The 17345-nt window shown below is 69.4% G+C and carries 22 protein-coding genes and 1 tRNA gene; 15 read left to right on the forward strand and 8 right to left on the reverse strand.

The features are described from left to right. Positions 1 to 349: 349 nt before the first annotated feature. Both ACFC1W_RS05645 and ACFC1W_RS05650 read left to right on the forward strand, forming a co-directional pair. Positions 350 to 988 (forward strand): GntR family transcriptional regulator, encoded by a 639-nt coding sequence (locus ACFC1W_RS05645; RefSeq protein WP_375989659.1) that lies wholly within the window; start codon positions 350 to 352, stop codon positions 986 to 988. Between the two features lie 27 nt (positions 989 to 1015). Then, positions 1016 to 1501: a GNAT family N-acetyltransferase gene (locus ACFC1W_RS05650; protein WP_375989663.1), complete on the forward strand. Its 486-nt coding sequence runs from the start codon at positions 1016 to 1018 to the stop codon at positions 1499 to 1501. A 46-nt stretch (positions 1502 to 1547) separates the two neighbouring features. Here the strand turns inward: ACFC1W_RS05650 and ACFC1W_RS05655 are convergent, their stop codons facing one another. After that, positions 1548 to 1838 carry a metal-sensitive transcriptional regulator gene (locus ACFC1W_RS05655; RefSeq protein ID WP_241111622.1) on the reverse strand — a complete coding sequence of 97 codons (291 nt, stop codon included), beginning with the start codon at positions 1836 to 1838 and terminating at the stop codon, positions 1548 to 1550. Positions 1839 to 1932: 94 nt separating this feature from the next. On the opposite strand from ACFC1W_RS05655, the gene ACFC1W_RS05660 reads away from it, so the two are divergent. From ACFC1W_RS05660 to ACFC1W_RS05670, 3 genes are all read left to right on the forward strand, one after another. Continuing rightward, positions 1933 to 2118: a hypothetical protein gene (locus ACFC1W_RS05660; protein WP_375989666.1), complete on the forward strand. Its 186-nt coding sequence runs from the start codon at positions 1933 to 1935 to the stop codon at positions 2116 to 2118. A 3-nt stretch (positions 2119 to 2121) separates the two neighbouring features. Then, positions 2122 to 2484: a thioredoxin family protein gene (locus ACFC1W_RS05665; protein WP_375989669.1), complete on the forward strand. Its 363-nt coding sequence runs from the start codon at positions 2122 to 2124 to the stop codon at positions 2482 to 2484. A 131-nt stretch (positions 2485 to 2615) separates the two neighbouring features. Beyond that, the gene (locus ACFC1W_RS05670) at positions 2616 to 3017 is read left to right on the forward strand and encodes a rhodanese-like domain-containing protein (RefSeq protein ID WP_375989671.1); all 402 of its coding nucleotides are present in this window, start codon (positions 2616 to 2618) and stop codon (positions 3015 to 3017) included. An 85-nt stretch (positions 3018 to 3102) separates the two neighbouring features. On the opposite strand, the gene ACFC1W_RS05675 is transcribed toward ACFC1W_RS05670, so the two are convergent. Beyond that, positions 3103 to 3186: transfer RNA gene (locus ACFC1W_RS05675), tRNA-Leu, on the reverse strand. A 155-nt stretch (positions 3187 to 3341) separates the two neighbouring features. Between ACFC1W_RS05675 and ACFC1W_RS05680 the strand changes: the two genes are divergently transcribed. The 7 genes from ACFC1W_RS05680 to pknB all read left to right on the forward strand — a co-directional run bounded on the left by ACFC1W_RS05680 (position 3342) and on the right by pknB (position 12252). After that, positions 3342 to 4088 (forward strand): FhaA domain-containing protein, encoded by a 747-nt coding sequence (locus ACFC1W_RS05680; RefSeq protein ID WP_375989674.1) that lies wholly within the window; start codon positions 3342 to 3344, stop codon positions 4086 to 4088. Beyond that, the gene (locus ACFC1W_RS05685; RefSeq protein ID WP_375989677.1) at positions 4085 to 4621 is read left to right on the forward strand and encodes an FHA domain-containing protein; all 537 of its coding nucleotides are present in this window, start codon (positions 4085 to 4087) and stop codon (positions 4619 to 4621) included. Before ACFC1W_RS05680 ends, ACFC1W_RS05685 begins: the two co-directional genes overlap by 4 nt. Positions 4622 to 4639: 18 nt before the next feature. Further along, positions 4640 to 5878 carry a PP2C family protein-serine/threonine phosphatase gene (locus ACFC1W_RS05690; protein ID WP_375989680.1) on the forward strand — a complete coding sequence of 413 codons (1239 nt, stop codon included), beginning with the start codon at positions 4640 to 4642 and terminating at the stop codon, positions 5876 to 5878. Continuing rightward, complete coding sequence (locus ACFC1W_RS05695; protein WP_241111555.1) at positions 5875 to 7272, forward strand: FtsW/RodA/SpoVE family cell cycle protein; 1398 nt, start codon at positions 5875 to 5877, stop codon at positions 7270 to 7272. Before ACFC1W_RS05690 ends, ACFC1W_RS05695 begins: the two co-directional genes overlap by 4 nt. Position 7273: 1 nt before the next feature. After that, positions 7274 to 8731 (forward strand): peptidoglycan D,D-transpeptidase FtsI family protein, encoded by a 1458-nt coding sequence (locus tag ACFC1W_RS05700; RefSeq protein ID WP_375989684.1) that lies wholly within the window; start codon positions 7274 to 7276, stop codon positions 8729 to 8731. After that, positions 8728 to 10479 carry a serine/threonine protein kinase gene (locus ACFC1W_RS05705; protein ID WP_375989687.1) on the forward strand — a complete coding sequence of 584 codons (1752 nt, stop codon included), beginning with the start codon at positions 8728 to 8730 and terminating at the stop codon, positions 10477 to 10479. Before ACFC1W_RS05700 ends, ACFC1W_RS05705 begins: the two co-directional genes overlap by 4 nt. Before the next feature lie 78 nt (positions 10480 to 10557). Further along, on the forward strand, positions 10558 to 12252 hold the full coding sequence (gene pknB / locus ACFC1W_RS05710) for a Stk1 family PASTA domain-containing Ser/Thr kinase (RefSeq protein ID WP_375989690.1): 1695 nt from the start codon (positions 10558 to 10560) through the stop codon (positions 12250 to 12252). A 28-nt stretch (positions 12253 to 12280) separates the two neighbouring features. On the opposite strand, the gene ACFC1W_RS05715 is transcribed toward pknB, so the two are convergent. Genes ACFC1W_RS05715 through ACFC1W_RS05725 form a run of 3 tightly spaced genes read right to left on the reverse strand, consistent with a single transcriptional unit; the run spans position 12281 to position 13858 of the window. Next, complete coding sequence (locus tag ACFC1W_RS05715) at positions 12281 to 12916, reverse strand: anthranilate synthase component II (RefSeq protein WP_375989693.1); 636 nt, start codon at positions 12914 to 12916, stop codon at positions 12281 to 12283. Between the two features lie 4 nt (positions 12917 to 12920). Then, the gene (locus tag ACFC1W_RS05720; protein WP_191764993.1) at positions 12921 to 13076 is read right to left on the reverse strand and encodes a hypothetical protein; all 156 of its coding nucleotides are present in this window, start codon (positions 13074 to 13076) and stop codon (positions 12921 to 12923) included. Further along, positions 13076 to 13858, reverse strand: coding sequence for a class E sortase (locus tag ACFC1W_RS05725; protein WP_375989695.1), 783 nt, complete (start codon positions 13856 to 13858; stop codon positions 13076 to 13078). The genes ACFC1W_RS05720 and ACFC1W_RS05725 overlap by 1 nt, the downstream gene beginning before the upstream one ends. 54 nt (positions 13859 to 13912) lie before the next feature. Between ACFC1W_RS05725 and ACFC1W_RS05730 the strand changes: the two genes are divergently transcribed. Further along, positions 13913 to 14152, forward strand: a complete 240-nt coding sequence (locus tag ACFC1W_RS05730; RefSeq protein WP_191764991.1) for a cell division protein CrgA — start codon at positions 13913 to 13915, stop codon at positions 14150 to 14152. A gap of 142 nt (positions 14153 to 14294) precedes the next feature. On the opposite strand, the gene ACFC1W_RS05735 is transcribed toward ACFC1W_RS05730, so the two are convergent. Next, positions 14295 to 15185 (reverse strand): rhomboid family intramembrane serine protease, encoded by an 891-nt coding sequence (locus ACFC1W_RS05735; RefSeq protein WP_375989698.1) that lies wholly within the window; start codon positions 15183 to 15185, stop codon positions 14295 to 14297. Positions 15186 to 15199: 14 nt separating this feature from the next. Beyond that, complete coding sequence (locus ACFC1W_RS05740) at positions 15200 to 15772, reverse strand: peptidylprolyl isomerase (protein ID WP_191764987.1); 573 nt, start codon at positions 15770 to 15772, stop codon at positions 15200 to 15202. A gap of 98 nt (positions 15773 to 15870) precedes the next feature. Here ACFC1W_RS05740 and ACFC1W_RS05745 point away from each other — a divergent pair, with 98 nt between their 5' ends. Next, a complete protein-coding gene (locus ACFC1W_RS05745) occupies positions 15871 to 16383 on the forward strand; it encodes a DNA helicase (protein ID WP_375989702.1) in 513 nt (170 codons plus the stop codon). Further along, positions 16376 to 16849 (forward strand): aminoacyl-tRNA deacylase, encoded by a 474-nt coding sequence (locus ACFC1W_RS05750; protein WP_375989704.1) that lies wholly within the window; start codon positions 16376 to 16378, stop codon positions 16847 to 16849. The genes ACFC1W_RS05745 and ACFC1W_RS05750 overlap by 8 nt, the downstream gene beginning before the upstream one ends. 14 nt (positions 16850 to 16863) lie before the next feature. Here ACFC1W_RS05750 and ACFC1W_RS05755 read toward each other — a convergent pair whose 3' ends face one another. Beyond that, the gene (locus ACFC1W_RS05755; RefSeq protein ID WP_375989707.1) at positions 16864 to 17286 is read right to left on the reverse strand and encodes an NUDIX hydrolase; all 423 of its coding nucleotides are present in this window, start codon (positions 17284 to 17286) and stop codon (positions 16864 to 16866) included. Positions 17287 to 17345 lie beyond the last annotated feature (59 nt).

Raw genomic sequence — 17345 nt, forward strand, 5'->3', positions numbered from 1 at the left:
GCGCTGATGCGACGAGTCCCCTCCAACGTAATGGTGTAAGGGGGCGTGTGCGCTAGGGGTTTTCGCGGGCGTGACAGAAATGTTGCAGAGTGCGCGCACGGAAGCCCGCGACTCCCATCGGACGCCCGGGCTGAGCAGTGCTCGAAGCCCGGGCGTCGACGGATCCCCCCGGATAGGCCACGCAGAAGCGTGACCCCCACATCGTACCGATATATCGGCTGAACGGCGAGGTCGAAACGGCGGTCCGCACCAGGTCTCGAGGGGCGTTCCCGCACAGGTGAGCGAGCCTCCGCGGAGGTCAGGGAGAGTCCATGCACCTGAATCCGGGCGTCGTACACTGGTCGCCAGCATGTCCGTGCCCCTCGCCCCTCTCGTTCCCCGCGGCACCGTTCTCGGTGACGAGGTCTACGCGCGCCTGGGCGAGGCGATCCTCGACGGCAGCCTCGCGCCCGGCGAGCGCCTGCGCGACCACGATCTGGCGGAGTGGCTGGGGGTGTCGCGCACCCCGGTGCGCGAGGCGCTGCAGCGCCTCGAGCGGGTCGGACTCGTCGAGGTCTCGCCCCACCGCTATACGCGGGTCTCCACCCCCAACAGCAAGGCGCAGGCGGACACCCTCGAGTTCGTGGCCTATCTCATGTGCAACGCCGCCCGCATGGCGATCGTCCACGCGTCCGACGACGTGCTCGACGGCGTCGTCGCCGAGCTCAACGCCGTGATCGAGGCATCCCGTGCCGACGACTATGCCGAGCTCATGCGCACGAGCCATGTCTTCTTCGCCGCACTCACACGCGCCACCGGCAACGTCGCGATCCTGCTGTTCATGCGCGAGGCCGAGCTGGCCATCCGGCGGAACATCGCGACATGGCGACCGACCATCGAGTGTCCTCTCGGCCGGTCCTCGTCATACGAGGAGTTCCGGGATGCCCTCGCCCGGCGCGACGGCGACAGGGCCGAGTCGCTGCTGCGAGAACTCCACGGCCTGACCTGAGTCGGCGGCGCTCGCTACGGTGGTCGTGTGAGCCACATCGAGCTGCGGGACCTCGACGATGACGACCTCGATGCCGTGTTCGAGATGATGCGCGATCCCGAGGGGATCGCCATGGCGGCCTTCACCGCCTCCGACCCCGACGATCGTCCGGCGTTCGACGCGTGGATCGGCCGCCAGCGCTCGAACCCCGACGTCCTGCTGCAGGTCGTGACCGAGAACGGCGGCTTCGCCGGCACCGCCGCCGCCTTCACGATCGACGGCGACCGCGAGGTCAGCTTCTGGATCGCACCGCATGCCCGCGGCCGCGGCATCGCGACGGCGGCGATGCGTCAGCTCGTGTCGCGCGAGCCGGCTCGTCCGCTCTTCGCGCGCGCCGCGGCCCACAACGTCGGGTCGATCACCGTGCTCACACGGCTCGGCTTCACCGAGGTGTCGCGCAACGTCGACTACGCACCCGGGCTCGGACGCGAGGTCGAGGAGATCGTCTTCACCCTCGTGCCGACGCTGGAATAGCGACGGCGGTCCGAAGGCGGCGCGGCGCCCCGACGGACGCGGTCGATCACGCGAGAGACAGGAAGAGCTTCTCGAGCTCCTCGGGCTGAGTGGCCTCCGCCCCGTCGGGGTCGGTCAGGCACTCGCGCAGGGCGGTGGAGATCACGAGGAAGCCGGCCCGGTCGAGGGCCTTCGAGACGGCGGCGAGCTGCTGCACCACGTCGCGGCAGTGCGCGTCGTTCTCGACGGCGTTGATCACGGCAGCCAGCTGCCCGTGGGCTCGCTTCAGCCGGTTGACGACCTTTCGCTTCGCCTCAGGGTCGTGACCGAGTGCGTCGAGCGCGGCTGCATCATCCATGGAGAACTCCTTCGAATTGACATCCAGCATACCCCCATGGGTATTATTGGGCCAGCCCTTCGATACTGGAGGGGGTATAAGGACAGGAGAGACCATGTGTCGAGCGACGACGTGTCGCACGTGCGGGAAGACGACGTGGGCAGGTTGCGGTCAGCACGTCGCCACGGTGCGCAAGAGCGTGCCCGCGTCGGAGTGGTGCAACGGCAGCCACACTCGCCAAGAGGTTCACGCCGCACAATCCGAGCGCCGCGGATTCTTCGCGCGCCTCTTCGGGCGGTGACCCATGACGACGATGAATCTGACGATCGAGACATTCGGCGCCGCAACCCGAGGCGACGGCATCGTGCTCGTCGACTTCTGGGCGGAGTGGTGCGGCCCCTGCCGCGCGTTCGCGGCGGTCTACGAAGCCGCGTCCGACCGACACCCCGACATCGCCTTCGCGAAGGTCGACACCGAGGCGCAGCGCGAACTCGCCGCCGCCCACCGCATCACGTCCATCCCCACCCTGATGGTGGTCCGCGACGGCGTGCTCGTCTACAAAGAGCCCGGGGCGCTGCCCGCGGCGCAGCTCGAGCTGCTGATCGAGAAGGCGCGGGAGCTGGACATGGACGACATCCGTCGGCAGATCGCCGAAACCGAGAACTGACCGGAGGCAATTCACATGTGCGCACAGATCACCTGCTCCTCGTGCGGCAAGCCCACCTGGGCCGGCTGCGGCCAGCACATCGACGAGGCCCTCACGGGCATTCCCGAAGCCGACCGCTGCACCTGCGCCCGATGACGCGCCTTCGACCCGGCCGGCCGCCCCTGCGACGCGTCGCCCTCACCGCCCTGTCCGCGCTCGTCACCGTCGCCGCACTCACGTCCTGTGCCGCCGGCGCCGCGCCGGCGCCCAGCCTGAGTCCCGACGCCGTGGTCATCGATGTCCGCACTCCCGCTGAGCATGCGTCCGGGCACCTCAAGGATGCGCTCCTCCTCGACGTGACCGGCGGCGACCTGCAGGCGGCGATCCCCACACTCGACCCGAACGCCGAGTACCTCGTCTACTGCCGCTCCGGCAATCGCGCGGGCCAGGCCATCGACCTGCTCGAGGACGCCGGGTTCACGGACCTCACGCCCCTCGGATCCCTCGAGGACGCCGCAGCGGCGACGGGACTCCGTGTGGTCGCCGGGGACTGACGCACCCGAGCGGATCCCCGCAGAGAGAACGAAAGAGCCGGTCGGAGGTCTTCGCCTCCGACCGGCTCTTCGCGTATCTTCGCTGTGCGCGAGGGGGGAGTTGAACCCCCACGCCCTTTCGGGCACTGGCACCTGAAGCCAGCGCGTCTGCCTATTCCGCCACTCGCGCGAGCCGCGGCATCCGAGGACACCGCGAAACTCAACTTCCCGAGGATATCACGCACCGCGCGCCCGCCCGAACCGGGCTTCCCGGGAGGCGGTCGCGGGCATCCCAGGCTGTGCAACTAGCATGTACCAACCGGCACCCCCCGTCCGAGGAGCCCCGTGGGACTACTTGACAGCTTCGAGAAAGGTCTCGAGCGCGCAGTGAACAGCGCGTTCGCGAAGACCTTCCGCAGCGGCATCCAGCCTGTCGAGATCGCCTCCGCACTGCGGAGCGAGCTCGACAAGAAGGCTGCCGTCGTGAGCCGCGACCGCATCCTCGCGCCCAACACCTTCACGGTGCACCTGTCGCCCGCCGACGACGAGAAGATGGGCGCGCTCGGCGGCGCGCTGCAGCACGAGCTCGACACCCTCGTGCACAAGCACGCGAAATCGCAGGGATACTCGTTCGCGGGTCCCGTCTCGATCGCGCTGCAGCGTGACGACCAGATCGCCACGGGCACGCTCCGGGTCGAGTCGTCGACCGCGCAGGGCGGCCGGGTGTCGTGGCGCGGCGTCGTCGACATCGCAGGGAAGCGGCATCCGCTCGTCAAGGGCCGCACCGTGATCGGCCGCGGGAGCGACGCCGACATCACCGTCGCCGACGCCGGCACCAGCCGCAAGCACGTCGAGATCCTGTGGGACGGCGAGCGCGCGATGGTCCGCGACCTCAAGTCGACCAACGGCACGCTGCTCGACGGCCGCAAGGTGGGCGAGGCCGCGCTGCCGCCGGACTCGACCGTCACCATCGGCCGCACCGACATCGTCTTCCATGTCGTCGCCCAGGCGGCACCCCCGCCCAAGCCGACGATGACGGCCGAGGACGCCACACGCGCCTACGACCTGCGCGACGGAGGGCCGCTGTCGTGAGCGAACTGACCCTCCTCCTGTTGCGCATCGGCTTCCTCGTGCTGCTGTGGGCCTTCGTCTTCGCCGTGATCTACTCGCTGCGCGCCGACCTGTTCGGCGTGAAGGTGCGCAAGATGCCCGAGGCCGCCCCCGCGGGCGCCCCGGCACCTGCCGCAGCCGGGCGGACCGCCGGAGCCACCGCGCCGGTGGCCAAGGCCGCAGCACCACCCGCCGGCCCCAAGGGCGGGCCGGCCACGGCCGGCTCGGTCTCGCGCATCGTCATCACCAGCGGGCCGAAGGCCGGCATCGAACTGCCCCTCGGCAATGAGCCGCTGACGATCGGCCGCTCGAGCGAGTCGGCCCTCGTCATCCGCGACGACTACACCTCCAGCCACCACGCACGCCTCGTGCTGTGGGGCGACCAGTGGATGATCCAGGACCTCGACTCGACCAACGGCACCTGGCACGACGGCACCCGCGTCACCGCCCCCGCGCCCGTCACCATCGGCGCGCCGATCAAGGTGGGCGCGACGACCTTCGAGCTCCGGAAGTAGCGGCGGGCACCACCACCTATGGTCTTCCAGGGCTCGAGCGCCGCCATCTCGCACACCGGCAAGGTGCGCTCCAACAACCAGGACTCCGGGTACGCCGGCTCGAACCTGTTCGTGGTGGCCGACGGCATGGGCGGCCACGCCGGCGGCGACGTCGCGTCGAGCCTCGCGATCGCCCGCCTCCAGACCCTCGACCGGCCCTACGGATCGACGGCCGAGGCCGAGCGCGAACTGCGCGATGCGATCGGGGACACCGCAACTCAGCTGATCGACACCGTGCACGACCGCCCGGAACTGGCCGGCATGGGCACGACCGTCAGCGCGCTCGTGATGGTCGACGACTACGCCGTCATCGCCCACATCGGCGACTCCCGCATCTACCTCTTCCGCGATGGCGCGCTCACCCAGATCACGACGGACCACACCTTCGTGCAGCGGCTCGTCGACTCGGGACGCATCACACCCGAAGAAGCCCGCTACCACCCCCGTCGCTCCGTGCTCATGCGCGTGCTCGGCGACATGGACCCTGATCCCGAGCTCGACACCTTCATCATGCCGACGCAGCCGGGCGATCGCTGGCTGCTCTGCTCCGACGGACTCTCGGGCGTCGTCGACGATTCGCACACGTCGAAGGCCCTCGCCATGGGGTTGGCCCCCGGCCGCACCGCCGACAACCTGCTGAAGCAGGCGCTCGACGGCGGCGCGCCCGACAACGTCACGATCGTCATCGTCGACGTCGGGGGACAGCATCCGCTCTTCTCCGGCACCCCCACGGTCGTCGGCTCCGCGTCGAACCCGGTCGGAGTCGAGGTGCCCGCGGCGCGCCCCGGGCGCACGAGCTGGCTGCACCCGAACCGTCAGGCCGCGAACGAGCCGACGCACTTCGAGCCCGCGGCCGAGTTCCTCGAGGAGCTCATCGAAGAGGACCGCCGCCGCGTGCGCCGGCGCCGGATCGGCTGGTTCGTCGGTGTGCTGCTCGTGCTCGCGATCCTCGCGGGCGCACTGTGGATCGGCTACCAGTGGACCCAGACCCGCTACTACGTCGGCGCCGACGAAGACACCGTCGTGATCTTCCAGGGCGTGCAGCAGGGCATCGGACCGATCTCGCTCTCGACGGCGTACGAAGACACGCAGATCCCGCTCGACTCGCTGTCGGAGTTCGCGCGGGCGACCGTCGAGCAGACCATCTCGGCGAGTTCCCTCTCAGACGCGCGTCGTATCGTGCAGTCCATCAGCGAAACCGCGGGAGGAGGCGGATGAGCGGCCCGACCACCGCAACCGAGGCGGTCTCCACCGACACCGCGGTCGTGCGAGCCCTGCGGCGCATCCGCGTGCCGCAGACGCAGCGCAACCGCGAGCTCGCGCTGCTGGTGTTCGCCTTCGCGATCAACGGATCCGCGGTCGCGCTCGTGCAGCTGGGCGCCACCGACGCAATCGACTGGACCTTCCTCGTCTACTGCGGCGGGCTGACCGCGCTCGTCGTCGCGCTGCACATCGTGCTGCGCCTGCGCGCACGCGACGCCGACCCCTTCGTCGTGCCGATCGCGACCCTCCTGACCGGCCTCGGCCTCGCGATGATCTACCGCATCGACATCGCACGCGACCGCCACGGCTGGGAGGCGTTCTCGACCCGTCAGCTCGCGTGGGCAGCGATCGCCCTCATCGGCGCCGTGCTCGTGGTGCTGCTGCTGCGCAATTACCGCGTGCTGTTCCGCTACACGTACATCTTCGGCTTCGTCGGCATCGGCCTGCTGATCCTGCCGATCATCCCGGGCCTCGGCACCGACGCGAACGCCGACGTGTGGGTCTCGCTCGGCTTCTTCTCGTTCCAGCCGGGCGAGCTCGCCAAGATCGCCCTCGCGATCTTCTTCGCGGGCTACCTCGTGCGCACGCGCGAGAGCCTGACGTCGGTCGGCACGCGGTTCCTCGGCGTGACGTGGCCACGGGCGCGTGAACTCGGTCCCCTTCTCGTGATCTGGCTGATCTCGCTCGGCATCATCGTGATGCAGCGCGATCTCGGCACGGGCCTGCTGATCTTCGGCATGTTCGTCGCGATGCTCTACGTCGCCACCGGCAAGACCAGCTGGGTGCTCATCGGTGTGGCCCTGGCCGCCGCGGGCGCACTGCTCGCGTCGCAGGTGCTGTCCTACGTGAACGGGCGATTCACGAACTGGCTGGATGCCTTCAACCCCGAGGTCATCGACGCGAACGGGGGCAGCTATCAGCTCGTGCAGGGCATCTTCGGCCTTGCCCAGGGCGGCCTGATCGGCACCGGTCTCGGCCAGGGGCGTCCGTACCTCACGCCCGTCGCCGAGAGCGACTACATCCTCCCGGCGCTCGGCGAGGAGCTCGGGCTCGTCGGCGTTTTCGCGATCCTGTGCCTCTACATGGTCTTCACGAGCCGCGGCATCCGCATCGGACTCGCCGGGCAGGACGACTTCGGCAAGCTGCTCGCGACGGGCCTGTCCTTCACGATCGCCCTGCAGGTGTTCATCATGGTCGGCGGCGTGACCCGCGTCATCCCGCTCACCGGTCTGACGACGCCGTTCCTCGCGGCCGGCGGTTCGTCGCTCGTGGCGAACTGGATCATCGTCGCGCTGCTGCTGCGCATCTCGGATGCCGTCCGCAGCCGCCCCCGGGTGGTGATCGGGTGACATGACCAAAGAACTCCGCCGTCTCAGCATCCTGATGCTGATCATGTTCCTCGCGCTGTTCGGCTCCACCAGCTGGATCCAGGTCGTCAACGCGGAGGAGCTCGCGCAGAATCCCCGCAACACGCGCGCGCTGTACGACTCGTTCGAGGTGCAGCGCGGCTCGATCATCGCCAGCGGCGCCGCGATCGCGTCGTCGGTCGCGTCGGACGACGTCTACAGCTGGCAGCGCGTGTACACCGACGCCGACATGTGGGCACCCGTCACGGGCTACATCAACCCGGCGCTCGGCTCGTCCACCGGCATCGAGCAAGCGATGAACTCGTATCTGAGCGGCACCGCGGGCTCGCAGTTCCTGTCGCGGATCGAGCGGATCTTCACCGGCCAGCCGCCGCGCGGATCCAACGTCGTGCTCTCGCTCGACGCGGCCGTGCAGCGCGCCGCATACGAGGCGCTGGGCGACCTCGAGGGCGGCATCCTCGCGATCGAGCCGTCCACCGGACGCGTGCTCGCGATGGTGACGAGCCCCAGCTTCGACACGAACCTGCTCGCCGCGCACAACACGACCGAGGTCAACGCGACCTACGACGCGCTCGTGGCCGACCCCGGCAAGCCGCTGTCGAACCGCGCGATCGGCGGCGATCTGAACCCGCCCGGGTCGACGTTCAAGCTCGTCGTCGCGTCGGCCGCGCTGGCATCGGGGGACTACACCCCCGAGTCGACCTTCCCGAATCCCGCGACGTACCAGCTGCCGCAGTCGAGCAGCGTGGTGCACAACGCGAGCGGCGGCACGTGCGGCCCGGGAGCGACGGTGACCCTCGCCGACGCGCTGCGCCTCAGCTGCAACATCCCGTTCGCGGAGCTCGCCGTCGAACTCGGCGACACCGCGATCCGCGAGGAGGCCGAGAAGTACGGCTTCAACTTCTCGTTCGAACTGCCCCTCGTGTCGACGCCGTCGAGCTACCCGCGCGCCCTCGACGACGCGCAGACGGCTCTGACCGGCTTCGGTCAGGGTCAGGTCACGGCGACGCCGCTGCAGATCGCCATGGTCTCGGCCGGCATCGCCAACGGCGGACTCGTGATGAATCCGCGCATGGTCGACCGCGTGATCGGTCCCGACCTGTCGGTGCAGCAGACGTACGAGAGCTCGGAGTACGGCCGGGCGCTGGACGACGGCATCGCCGAGGAGCTGGTTGCGATGATGGTCGCCAATGTCAGTGATGGCGCGGCGTCGGGTGCAAGAATAGAGGGCGTCGACGTGGCCGGTAAGACCGGTACCTCGGAGAACGGCCCGGACGATCCATACACGCTGTGGTTCACCGGGTTCGCGCCCGCGGAGAGCCCGCAGGTCGCCGTGGCGGTCGTCGTCGAAGACGGCGGCGGGCAAGGTCAGGCAGGGAGCGGCAACACCATCGCCGCGCCTATCGCAAAGAAGGTCATGGAGGCGGTGCTGGGCAGATGAGACCGACGCAGGGCGTGACCTTCGGCGGCCGCTACGAGCTTGATTCGCGGATCGCGATCGGCGGCATGGGTGAGGTCTGGGAGGCGACCGACCACGTCATCGGACGGACGGTCGCCATCAAGATCCTCAAAGACGAGTACATGGGCGATCCCGGGTTCCTCGAGCGCTTCCGCGCCGAAGCCCGGCACGCGGCCCTCGTGAACCACGAGGGCATCGCGAGTGTCTTCGACTACGGCGAGGAGAACGGCAGCGCCTTCCTCGTGATGGAGCTGGTTCCGGGCGAAGCGCTCTCGACGATCCTCGAACGCGACGGGTCGCTGTCTACCGACAAGACGCTCGATGTGGTCGCCCAGACCTCGGCCGCGCTCCAGGCGGCCCACGCGGCCGGGCTCGTGCACCGCGACATCAAGCCGGGCAACCTGCTGATCACTCCCGACGGTCGCGTGAAGATCACCGACTTCGGCATCGCACGCATCGCCGACCAGGTGCCGCTCACCGCGACCGGTCAGGTCATGGGCACGGTGCAGTACCTCTCGCCCGAGCAGGCCTCCGGGCACCCGGCATCCCCCGCCACCGACACCTATTCGCTCGGCATCGTGGCGTACGAGTGCCTGGCCGGCAAACGTCCGTTCACGGGCGAGTCCCAGGTCGCCATCGCGATGGCGCAGATCAACGAGCAGCCGCCGCCGCTGCCGCCCACGGTGGCGGTGCCGGTGCAGAACCTCGTGATGGCGATGATCGCCAAGAAGCCCGAGGACCGGCCCGCGTCGGCCGCCGCTGTCGCGCGTGCCGCGACCGCGCTCCGCCGGGGGGATGTCGCGGCCGCCGCCGCAGCCGTCCCTGCGATCGCCACCGGCTCCGCGGTCGGCGACGACATGACGCAGGTCCTCACCGCCGGTGGAGCCACCGGGGCGGCGACCATGCTGCTCCCCGCCGGCGACGCCGACGCGGTGGAGGTCGAAGAAGAGCCCGCCAAGAAGAAGCGCAGCCCGTGGACGTGGCCGCTCATCGCGCTGATCGTGCTGCTGCTGCTCGTGCTCGGCGGAACGCTCTGGGCGATCTTCGCGAACCAGGACGACCCCGGCCCCGGGCCGACCACGCCCTCCGCCACGACGCCCTCCGCCACTCCGACAACCCCGACCCCCACCCCGACACCGACTGCGGAGCGCGTCGACGTGAGCGCGCTCGGGCTGATGGGGAAGACGTGTGCCGACGCGCGCGCCATCGTCGAGGGTGCCGACCTCGTCGCCAACTGCGCCGAGGGCAACGCCGCGCCGACCGAGGCCGACCAGGGTCTGGTCTACGACGTCAATCCCACCGGACGAGTCGAGCAGGGCACGACGATCAACCTGACCGCCTACGGTCCGCAGACGCCGATGCCGGCGCCGTCCGCCCCCGCGTTCGACGCGGCCGAGGTCGCGCCGGGTGGCACGATCAACGTCACCTGGCCGCAGTACACCTGCCCGCCCGGCGAGGGATCGGTGAGCGCGTACAACCTCACCGCGACCAAGGGCACGTTCGCGAACGGCCAGTCCACATCGTCGTTCGGCCAGGCCGATCGGTCGGCGCAGGTCACCGTGCCGAACGACCAGTCGGGCAATGTGCTCGTCACCTACACGGTCACGTGCAGCGGCGGTCCGTCGGGAGAGCGCACGTCGGGAGCGTCTCCCGAGGCGAGCGCGACGATCCAGGCGCCCGCCGACGGCGGCGACAACAGCGGCGAGGGCGGCGACGGCGGCACGCCCTGACGCTCGCGAGGGGCCGACGCCGGACGGCGCGGTCCCTTCGCTCGGCTAGTCTGGCTGTTGACCACGCAGGGAGAGACTGTGACTGCTGAGCCACGCGTGCTTTCGGGGCGCTATCGCATCGACGAGCTCATCGGGCGCGGTGGCATGGCCAGCGTCTACCGGGGTTACGACCTGACGCTCGGTCGTGCCGTCGCGATCAAGATCCTCGACCGCGAGCTCGCCGGCGACAACACCTTCCGCACGCGGTTCCGCCTCGAGGCGCAGGCCGCGTCGCGCATGGCCCACCCGACGATCGTGCGCGTGTACGACGCGGGCGAAGACACCGTGACCTATCCCGACGGCTCGATCCACCCCGTGCCGTACATCATCATGGAGCTCGTCAAGGGCTCACTGCTGAAGGACATCATCGCGGCCGGGCCGGTTCCCGTCACCGATGCGGTGCGCTACGTCGACGGCATCCTGGAAGCACTCGAGTACTCCCACCGCGCCGGTGTCGTCCACCGTGACATCAAGCCCGGCAATGTCATGGTCACCCACGCCGGCCAGGTGAAGGTCATGGACTTCGGCATCGCGCGCGCGGTGTCGGACAGCTCGTCGACCGTCGCCGAGACGACCGCCATCCTCGGCACGGCCGCGTACTTCTCGCCCGAGCAGGCCAAGGGCGAGCCCGTCGATGCGCGGGCCGACCTGTACTCGGCCGGTGTCGTGCTGTACGAGCTGCTCGCCGGTCGCCAGCCGTTCCGCGGCGAGTCGCCGGTCGCCGTCGCCTACCAGCACGTGAGCGAAGCGCCGCTGCCTCCATCGGAGGTCAACGAGTCCGTGCCGCGGTCGCTCGACGCCGTCGCTCTGCGCGCCCTCGCCAAGGATCCGTACCAGCGCTACCAGGACGCCGCGAGCTTCCGCGAGGCGCTCGATGCCACGATCGACGGCCGGTCTCCCAGCAAGCGGCAGGTGGGCGCGCTCACCAGCGAGCTGTACGGGCCGAACCCGAAGCAGGCCGCCGAGACCGCGCGCTCGCTCCGTCAGCTCAGCACCGACACGACGATGAAGCGCACACAGGCCGGTCCGCCGGTCGCGTGGATCTGGGCCGGCGTCGGCGTGCTGGCCGTGCTGCTCATCTCGATCCTGTTCTGGGTGCTCTCGATCAACCCGGCCGAGAACGTGCCGGCCAATGCCCGCCTCGTACCGGACGTGGCCGGGATGACGTACGACCGCGCCAATCAGGAGCTCCTCGACAACGAGTTGCTCGCGATTCGCGAAGACGTCGAGAACGGCGACGTGGCGGAGGGGATCGTCATCGGCACCGACCCGGAAGCAGGAGCGTCGGTCAACCCCGAGCAGGCCATCACCGTCTACGTCTCGCTCGGGCAGGAGATGGCGACCGTCCCCGCCCTCACCGGTCTCGGACAGGATGCCGCGTCCGCCGCGCTCGAGGACGCCGGGCTCACCCTCGGCTCCGTGACGCAGCGCAACGACGCCGCCCTCGCTGCCGGCACCGTGATTTCGGCTGATCAGGCAGAGGGGGCGAGCGTTCCCGTCGGCACGGTCGTGAACATCGAAGTCGCCTCGGGCAAGGTCACGATCAACGACGTCACCGGCTACACCGTCGAGGCGGCGAAGCGCGAGCTCGAGGCGGTCGAGCTCACCGTGACGACCAAGGAAGATCCGTCGTGCCCCGCCGCCGCGCCGCCGACCGTGTCGACGCAGTCCCTCGCGCCGGGCGACGTGCCCGTCCACTCCACCATCGAACTCGGGTTCTGCTCGGGCGAGTAGGCGCTGTGCACCGGGCCTGGCCTCCGGATCAGCGACGCGGGCTCAGCGCGGCGCCGCGGGAGGCGGCATCCGGGAATCCGACCGTCTCCAGCCAGTTGCCCAGCAGCCGGTGCCCGCCCTCGGTGAGCACGCTCTCGGGGTGGAACTGAACCCCGACGATGGGCGCGGTGCGGTGCGCGACGCCCATGATCACGCCGCCCGGCGTGCGGCTCGTCACGAGCAGCTCGTCGGGCAGCGTCTCGGGCACGATGGCGAGCGAGTGGTAGCGGGTGGCCGTGAACGGGTCGGGGAGACCCCGGTACAGCGCACTGCCGTCGTGGTGCACCGGCGACGTCATGCCGTGCATGAGTTCGCGCGCATGGTCGACGGTGGCCCCGAAGGCCTCGCCGATGGCCTGGTGGCCGAGACAGACACCGAGGAGTGGGATGCCGCGCCCCGCGGCCGCACGGACGACCGCGATCGACGCGCCGGCGTCGGCCGGCGTGCCGGGCCCGGGGGAGACGAGCACGCCGCGGTAGGGCGCGATCAGCTCAGCCGCGTCGGCTACGGCATCCGCCTCGACCAGGTCGGTGTCGGCGCCGAGCTCGTGGAGATACCCGACCAGCGTGTGGACGAAGCTGTCGTGGTTGTCGACGACGAGGATCGGCGACGGGCTCATCGGCATGCGGTCACTCGACGGTGACTTCCTGCGGGTTGACGAACTGGCTGACCCACGGGAACGCGTAGAACACCAGGCCGTAGAGCACCGCCGCCGCCAGGATCACGAGGATCAGGACCCGCACCCACCAGGGGCCGGGGAGGATCCGCCACAGAGCGGCGTACATCAGGCGATCACCGCCAGCGACGCGGGCTCTCCGGCGGAGCGCGGCGTGAACGACTCGAAGACGCCGTAGGCGACGATGCGCTCGGCGAGCGAGTACATGGGACTGCAGCTGGTCATGGTGATGTAGCTCGTTCCGGCGGGCACGTCGAGCTTCTGCGGCACGGGCAGCAGCACCTCGACCTCATCGGGCGTCACGTACTCGAGCGTGCGGAACCGGTAGGTGTACCACCCATCCTCGGTCTCGACCACGATGGCGTCGCCGACGCGGAGATCGGCGATGCGGTTGAACGGCTTGCCCCACGTCGTGCGGTGGGCGGCGACCGCGAAGTTCCCGGCCTCACCCGGCATGCTCGTGCCGGGGTAGTGACCGATGCCGATCGGGTCGAGCGTCACTGGTCGCGACACCCCGCCGGCCATCGGCACGGCGTAGTCGGCGCCGAAGCGGGGAATGTGCATCACGCCGAAACGCTCGCCGTCGCCGGGCTCATCGAGGATGATGGGCTCGGCCGTCACCGGCTCATCGGGGGCGGCGTCGTCGGGCTCATTGGTGCCCGGATATGCCGCGGCCCATTCCTGCGAGAGCTCGTGGCCGGTGGCGTTGCGCTCGGCCCCGTAGATCAGGTCACCGACCCACAGCTGCCAGACGACATAAAGGAGCACGATGACTCCAGCGGTGATGAGCAGCTCGCCGAGGACGCCGACGACGGATGTGCGCTGTGGCGCACGCGCGCGTGAGCGACGGGGTCCGGCATCCCCCAGGCCGCCGGCGACAGCTTCCTCCACAGCTGGATTCTAGCCAGCGCACGCTGAGGGGCGCCTGGCAGTTAGACTTCTCGCATGGCACGACCCGGCAAAGAGGACGACTCGCTCGTCGAACGCGCAGAAGGCGAAGCTGCACCCAACCCGGTGTGGTTCAAGCCGATCATGATCGGCCTGATGCTGGTCGGACTGGTATGGGTGCTCGTCTTCTACCTGAGCGGCATGCGATACCCGATCCCCGGCATCGACGCCTGGAACCTCGTGATCGGATTCGGCATCGCCTTCCTCGGCTTCCTGATGACCACGCGCTGGCGATAGCCGGCACACCCGCGACGACTCGAAAGCCCCGGCGAGACCGGGGCTTTTCGCTGCGCGGACTTGTTAACAACGTTGTTAACAGGTGTGAATTACACGGATGTGATTCATCCCCATGTGTGGATGAACCTGTGGATAACTCTCGTCAGCGCAACACGAGCCCCGGCGCGAACACCGGCACGAGCAGCAGCGCGACGAGCCCGAGGAACACTGCGACGAGCAACGCGATCTGGAGCCCGCGGCGCTCACGCGACCGCGTGCGGGTGAAGATGAACGCCACCAGCAGACCGGTGAGCAGGCCGCCGACGTGGGCCTGCCACGACACGTTGAACCCCGGGATGAACCCGATGGCCAGGTTCACCGCGAGGATGATCGCGATGCCGCCGATGTTGGCGCCGATGTGCCGGCCGATCACGAAGAGCGCCCCGAAGAGCCCGAAGATGGCACCGGATGCCCCGACCACCGGCGTCAGGAACGACAGCAGAGTCACCGCCACCGAGCCGCCGAGCGCACTCAGCAGGTACAGCGTGACGAACCGCCAGCGCCCGAGCAGCGGCTCGAGACTGCGGCCGATCATCCACAGCGCCAGCATGTTGAGGCCGACGTGGAAGAAGCTGCCGTGCACGAGCGCGGCGGTCAGCAGCCGCCACGGCTCGAAGCGCCCGGTGAGTTCGGGGTACAGCGCCGGCGCGAAGTAGAGCAGGTTCTGCTGGATGGTCGAGCCGATGCCCGGGATCAGCGTGAGCAGGTAGACGAAGAGCGTGATCCCGATGATCGAGTAGGTGACGAGCGGCCGTGTGTCGGCCACCGCCACCGGGCGCGAGCGTGACCACCGACGCTCCGCCTTCCGCTGTGCGGGTGAGGCGGCCTTCTGCTGGTCGCGCAGGCACTCCGGGCAGATGACGCCCACCGCAGCGGGAGTCTGGCACTCGGGGCAGATGGTGCGCAGGCACCGCTGGCAGAGCACGAAGCTCTGCCGGTCGGGGTGCCGGTAGCAGAAGTTGTCGCTGTTGCGACGGAGATCGTCAGCGGTCACGACGCGGCGAGGCCTCAGGCCGCGGCGATATCGACGGACTGCAGCACGACGGGCTCGATCGGGCGGTCGCCCGCGGCCGTCGGCACCTCGGCGATGGTGTCGACGACGGCCTTCGATGCGTCGTCGGCGACCTCGCCGAAGATGGTGTGCTTGCCCTGCAGCCACTCGGGGCCGCGCCCGCCCTGGCCGGGAACCGTGATGAAGAACTGCGAGCCGTTCGTGCCTTCGGCCTTGCCCGTGATCGCATTGCGGCGCAGACCGGCGTTGGCCATCGCGAGCTTGTACGGCTCGGTGAAGGTGAGCTCGGGGCTGATCTCGTCGTTGAACGTGTAGCCCGGTCCGCCCACGCCCTGGCCGAGCGGGTCGCCGCCCTGGATCATGAAGCCCGAGATGATGCGGTGGAAGACGACGTCCTTATAGAGGGGACCCTCGCCGGGCTTGCCGGTGGCAGGGTGCGTCCAGGAACCCGTTCCGTCGGCGAGGCCGATGAAGTTCTGGACGGTGCGCGGTGCGTGGTCACCGAAGAGGTTGACGACGATGTCGCCGTAGTTGGTGTGGAAAGTGGCGACAGCGGTGGGAATCGGCATTGCTACATTCTTCCAGAGTTCTGTGCAACCCCTCCCGCCTCTGCGCAGGTCTGGCAAGATGGGTCGAACCAGATCCCCGGTTCGATCAGGAGGGCATCGTGAGCCTCAGCCGCAAGCGCAAGAAGGAACTCCGCAAGCTCCAGACACAGGCGACCAGCCTGTGGGAGTCGCAGCAGGTCCTGGTCGGTGAGGCCGCGTCGGTCGCCCGAGAAGCCGGCCGGCAGCTCGGCCACCTGAACCGCGAGCAGGTCAAGCCCCGCGTCGCCGCCGGCTACGAGACCTACGCCGCGCCCTACGTCGAAAAGGGCAAGCGCGTCGTGAACAGCACGGTGATCCCCGCGGCGGGTGCCGTCGTCGGGTCTGCCATGTCGGTGTGGGATGCCGCGAACGACACGCGCTCCCGCCTGGCGTCGGGCCGCGGCCTCGACTTCTCGGCATTCAAGAAGCCTGCGCCGGTACCGGTCAAGAAGGGCATGGGCGCCGGCGGCGTCATCGCCATCATCCTCGGTGTCGCCGCCGCTCTCGGTGTGCTGTACGCCGCGTGGCAGACGCTCCGTGCCGACGACGAGCTGTGGGTGGCCGACGACCCGCTGCGCGCACCGGATGCCTGATCCCCTCGACCGGGTGAAAGACGCGGCATCCGCTCGCGGGCTCGACATCGAGATCCGCGAGCGGCCCGCCGCGAACAGCCTCGTCGAGGCGGCCGAGCTCCTCGGCATCGCCCCCGCGGGCATCGTGAAGACCCTTGTGGTGAAACGCAGCGACGACACGTACCTTTTCGCGCTCGTGCCCGGCGATCGCGCGATCTCGTGGCCGAAGCTGCGGGCCGTGGTGGGGGTCAACAAGCTGCAGCTGCCCGACCCGCAGCGCGCCCTCGAGGCGACCGGCTACGAGCGGGGAACGATCGTCCCGATCGGGAGCACACACGACTGGCCCGTCTACGCGGACGAGCAGATGGTGGGTCAGCGCGTCGCGATGGGGGCGGGTGCCCACGGGTACAGTCTCTTCGTCGACGCCGATGATCTCATCTCGGCCTACGGCGCGACCGTGGCCGACATCTCGCAGGCCGCCGGGTAGCGGCATCCGCTCATTCAGATCCCCGCCATCTCGCGCGCGATGTCGACGAGTTTGACGCGCTGCAGGTCGTCGACCTCGGCGAGCGGGAACCAGCTCGCGCGATCCGTCGACCCGTTCTTCTCGTTGCGCAGCTTGCCGCCGACGACGTGCGCCCGGTAGACGATGCGCAGGGTGTGCAGCGGCTCGGTCACACCGGGGGTGAGGCGACGTCCGGGAGGGATGACCCGCGAATGGATGCCGAGCAGTTCGTCGATCGCGACTTTGTAGCCGGTCTCTTCGCGAACCTCGCGGCACGCGGCCCGCTCGGGATCTTCGCCGGGTTCGAGGCCGCCGCCGGGCATCGTCCACGCCGCGCGGCGGCCCTCGTTCCAGTGTGCGAGGAGGAGCCGGCCATCACCGTCCATGACGACCGCGTAGGCCGCGACGCGCAGGTCCATGCTTCACCCTAACCGGCTCCGACAACGCGTGACGGACCGGCTCCCCCTCGAATCGCAGT

It is taken from the genome of Microbacterium sp. NPDC056003, assembly GCF_042274785.1.
Lineage (GTDB): Bacteria > Actinomycetota > Actinomycetes > Actinomycetales > Microbacteriaceae > Microbacterium.

Excerpts from the sequence above, each read along its gene's own strand:
- ACFC1W_RS05645 (WP_375989659.1), top strand. The coding sequence starts at position 350 with ATGTCCGTGCCCCTCGCCCCTCTCGTTCCCCGCGGCACCGTTCTCGGT.
- ACFC1W_RS05655 (WP_241111622.1), bottom strand. The coding sequence starts at position 1,838 with ATGGATGATGCAGCCGCGCTCGACGCACTCGGTCACGACCCTGAGGCG.
- ACFC1W_RS05660 (WP_375989666.1), top strand. The coding sequence starts at position 1,933 with ATGTGTCGAGCGACGACGTGTCGCACGTGCGGGAAGACGACGTGGGCA.
- ACFC1W_RS05665 (WP_375989669.1), top strand. The coding sequence starts at position 2,122 with ATGACGACGATGAATCTGACGATCGAGACATTCGGCGCCGCAACCCGA.
- ACFC1W_RS05670 (WP_375989671.1), top strand. The coding sequence starts at position 2,616 with ATGACGCGCCTTCGACCCGGCCGGCCGCCCCTGCGACGCGTCGCCCTC.
- ACFC1W_RS05690 (WP_375989680.1), top strand. The coding sequence starts at position 4,640 with ATGGTCTTCCAGGGCTCGAGCGCCGCCATCTCGCACACCGGCAAGGTG.
- ACFC1W_RS05695 (WP_241111555.1), top strand. The coding sequence starts at position 5,875 with ATGAGCGGCCCGACCACCGCAACCGAGGCGGTCTCCACCGACACCGCG.
- ACFC1W_RS05700 (WP_375989684.1), top strand. The coding sequence starts at position 7,274 with ATGACCAAAGAACTCCGCCGTCTCAGCATCCTGATGCTGATCATGTTC.
- ACFC1W_RS05705 (WP_375989687.1), top strand. The coding sequence starts at position 8,728 with ATGAGACCGACGCAGGGCGTGACCTTCGGCGGCCGCTACGAGCTTGAT.
- ACFC1W_RS05715 (WP_375989693.1), bottom strand. The coding sequence starts at position 12,916 with ATGCCGATGAGCCCGTCGCCGATCCTCGTCGTCGACAACCACGACAGC.
- ACFC1W_RS05720 (WP_191764993.1), bottom strand. The coding sequence starts at position 13,076 with ATGTACGCCGCTCTGTGGCGGATCCTCCCCGGCCCCTGGTGGGTGCGG.
- ACFC1W_RS05730 (WP_191764991.1), top strand. The coding sequence starts at position 13,913 with ATGGCACGACCCGGCAAAGAGGACGACTCGCTCGTCGAACGCGCAGAA.
- ACFC1W_RS05740 (WP_191764987.1), bottom strand. The coding sequence starts at position 15,772 with ATGCCGATTCCCACCGCTGTCGCCACTTTCCACACCAACTACGGCGAC.
- ACFC1W_RS05750 (WP_375989704.1), top strand. The coding sequence starts at position 16,376 with ATGCCTGATCCCCTCGACCGGGTGAAAGACGCGGCATCCGCTCGCGGG.
- ACFC1W_RS05755 (WP_375989707.1), bottom strand. The coding sequence starts at position 17,286 with ATGGACCTGCGCGTCGCGGCCTACGCGGTCGTCATGGACGGTGATGGC.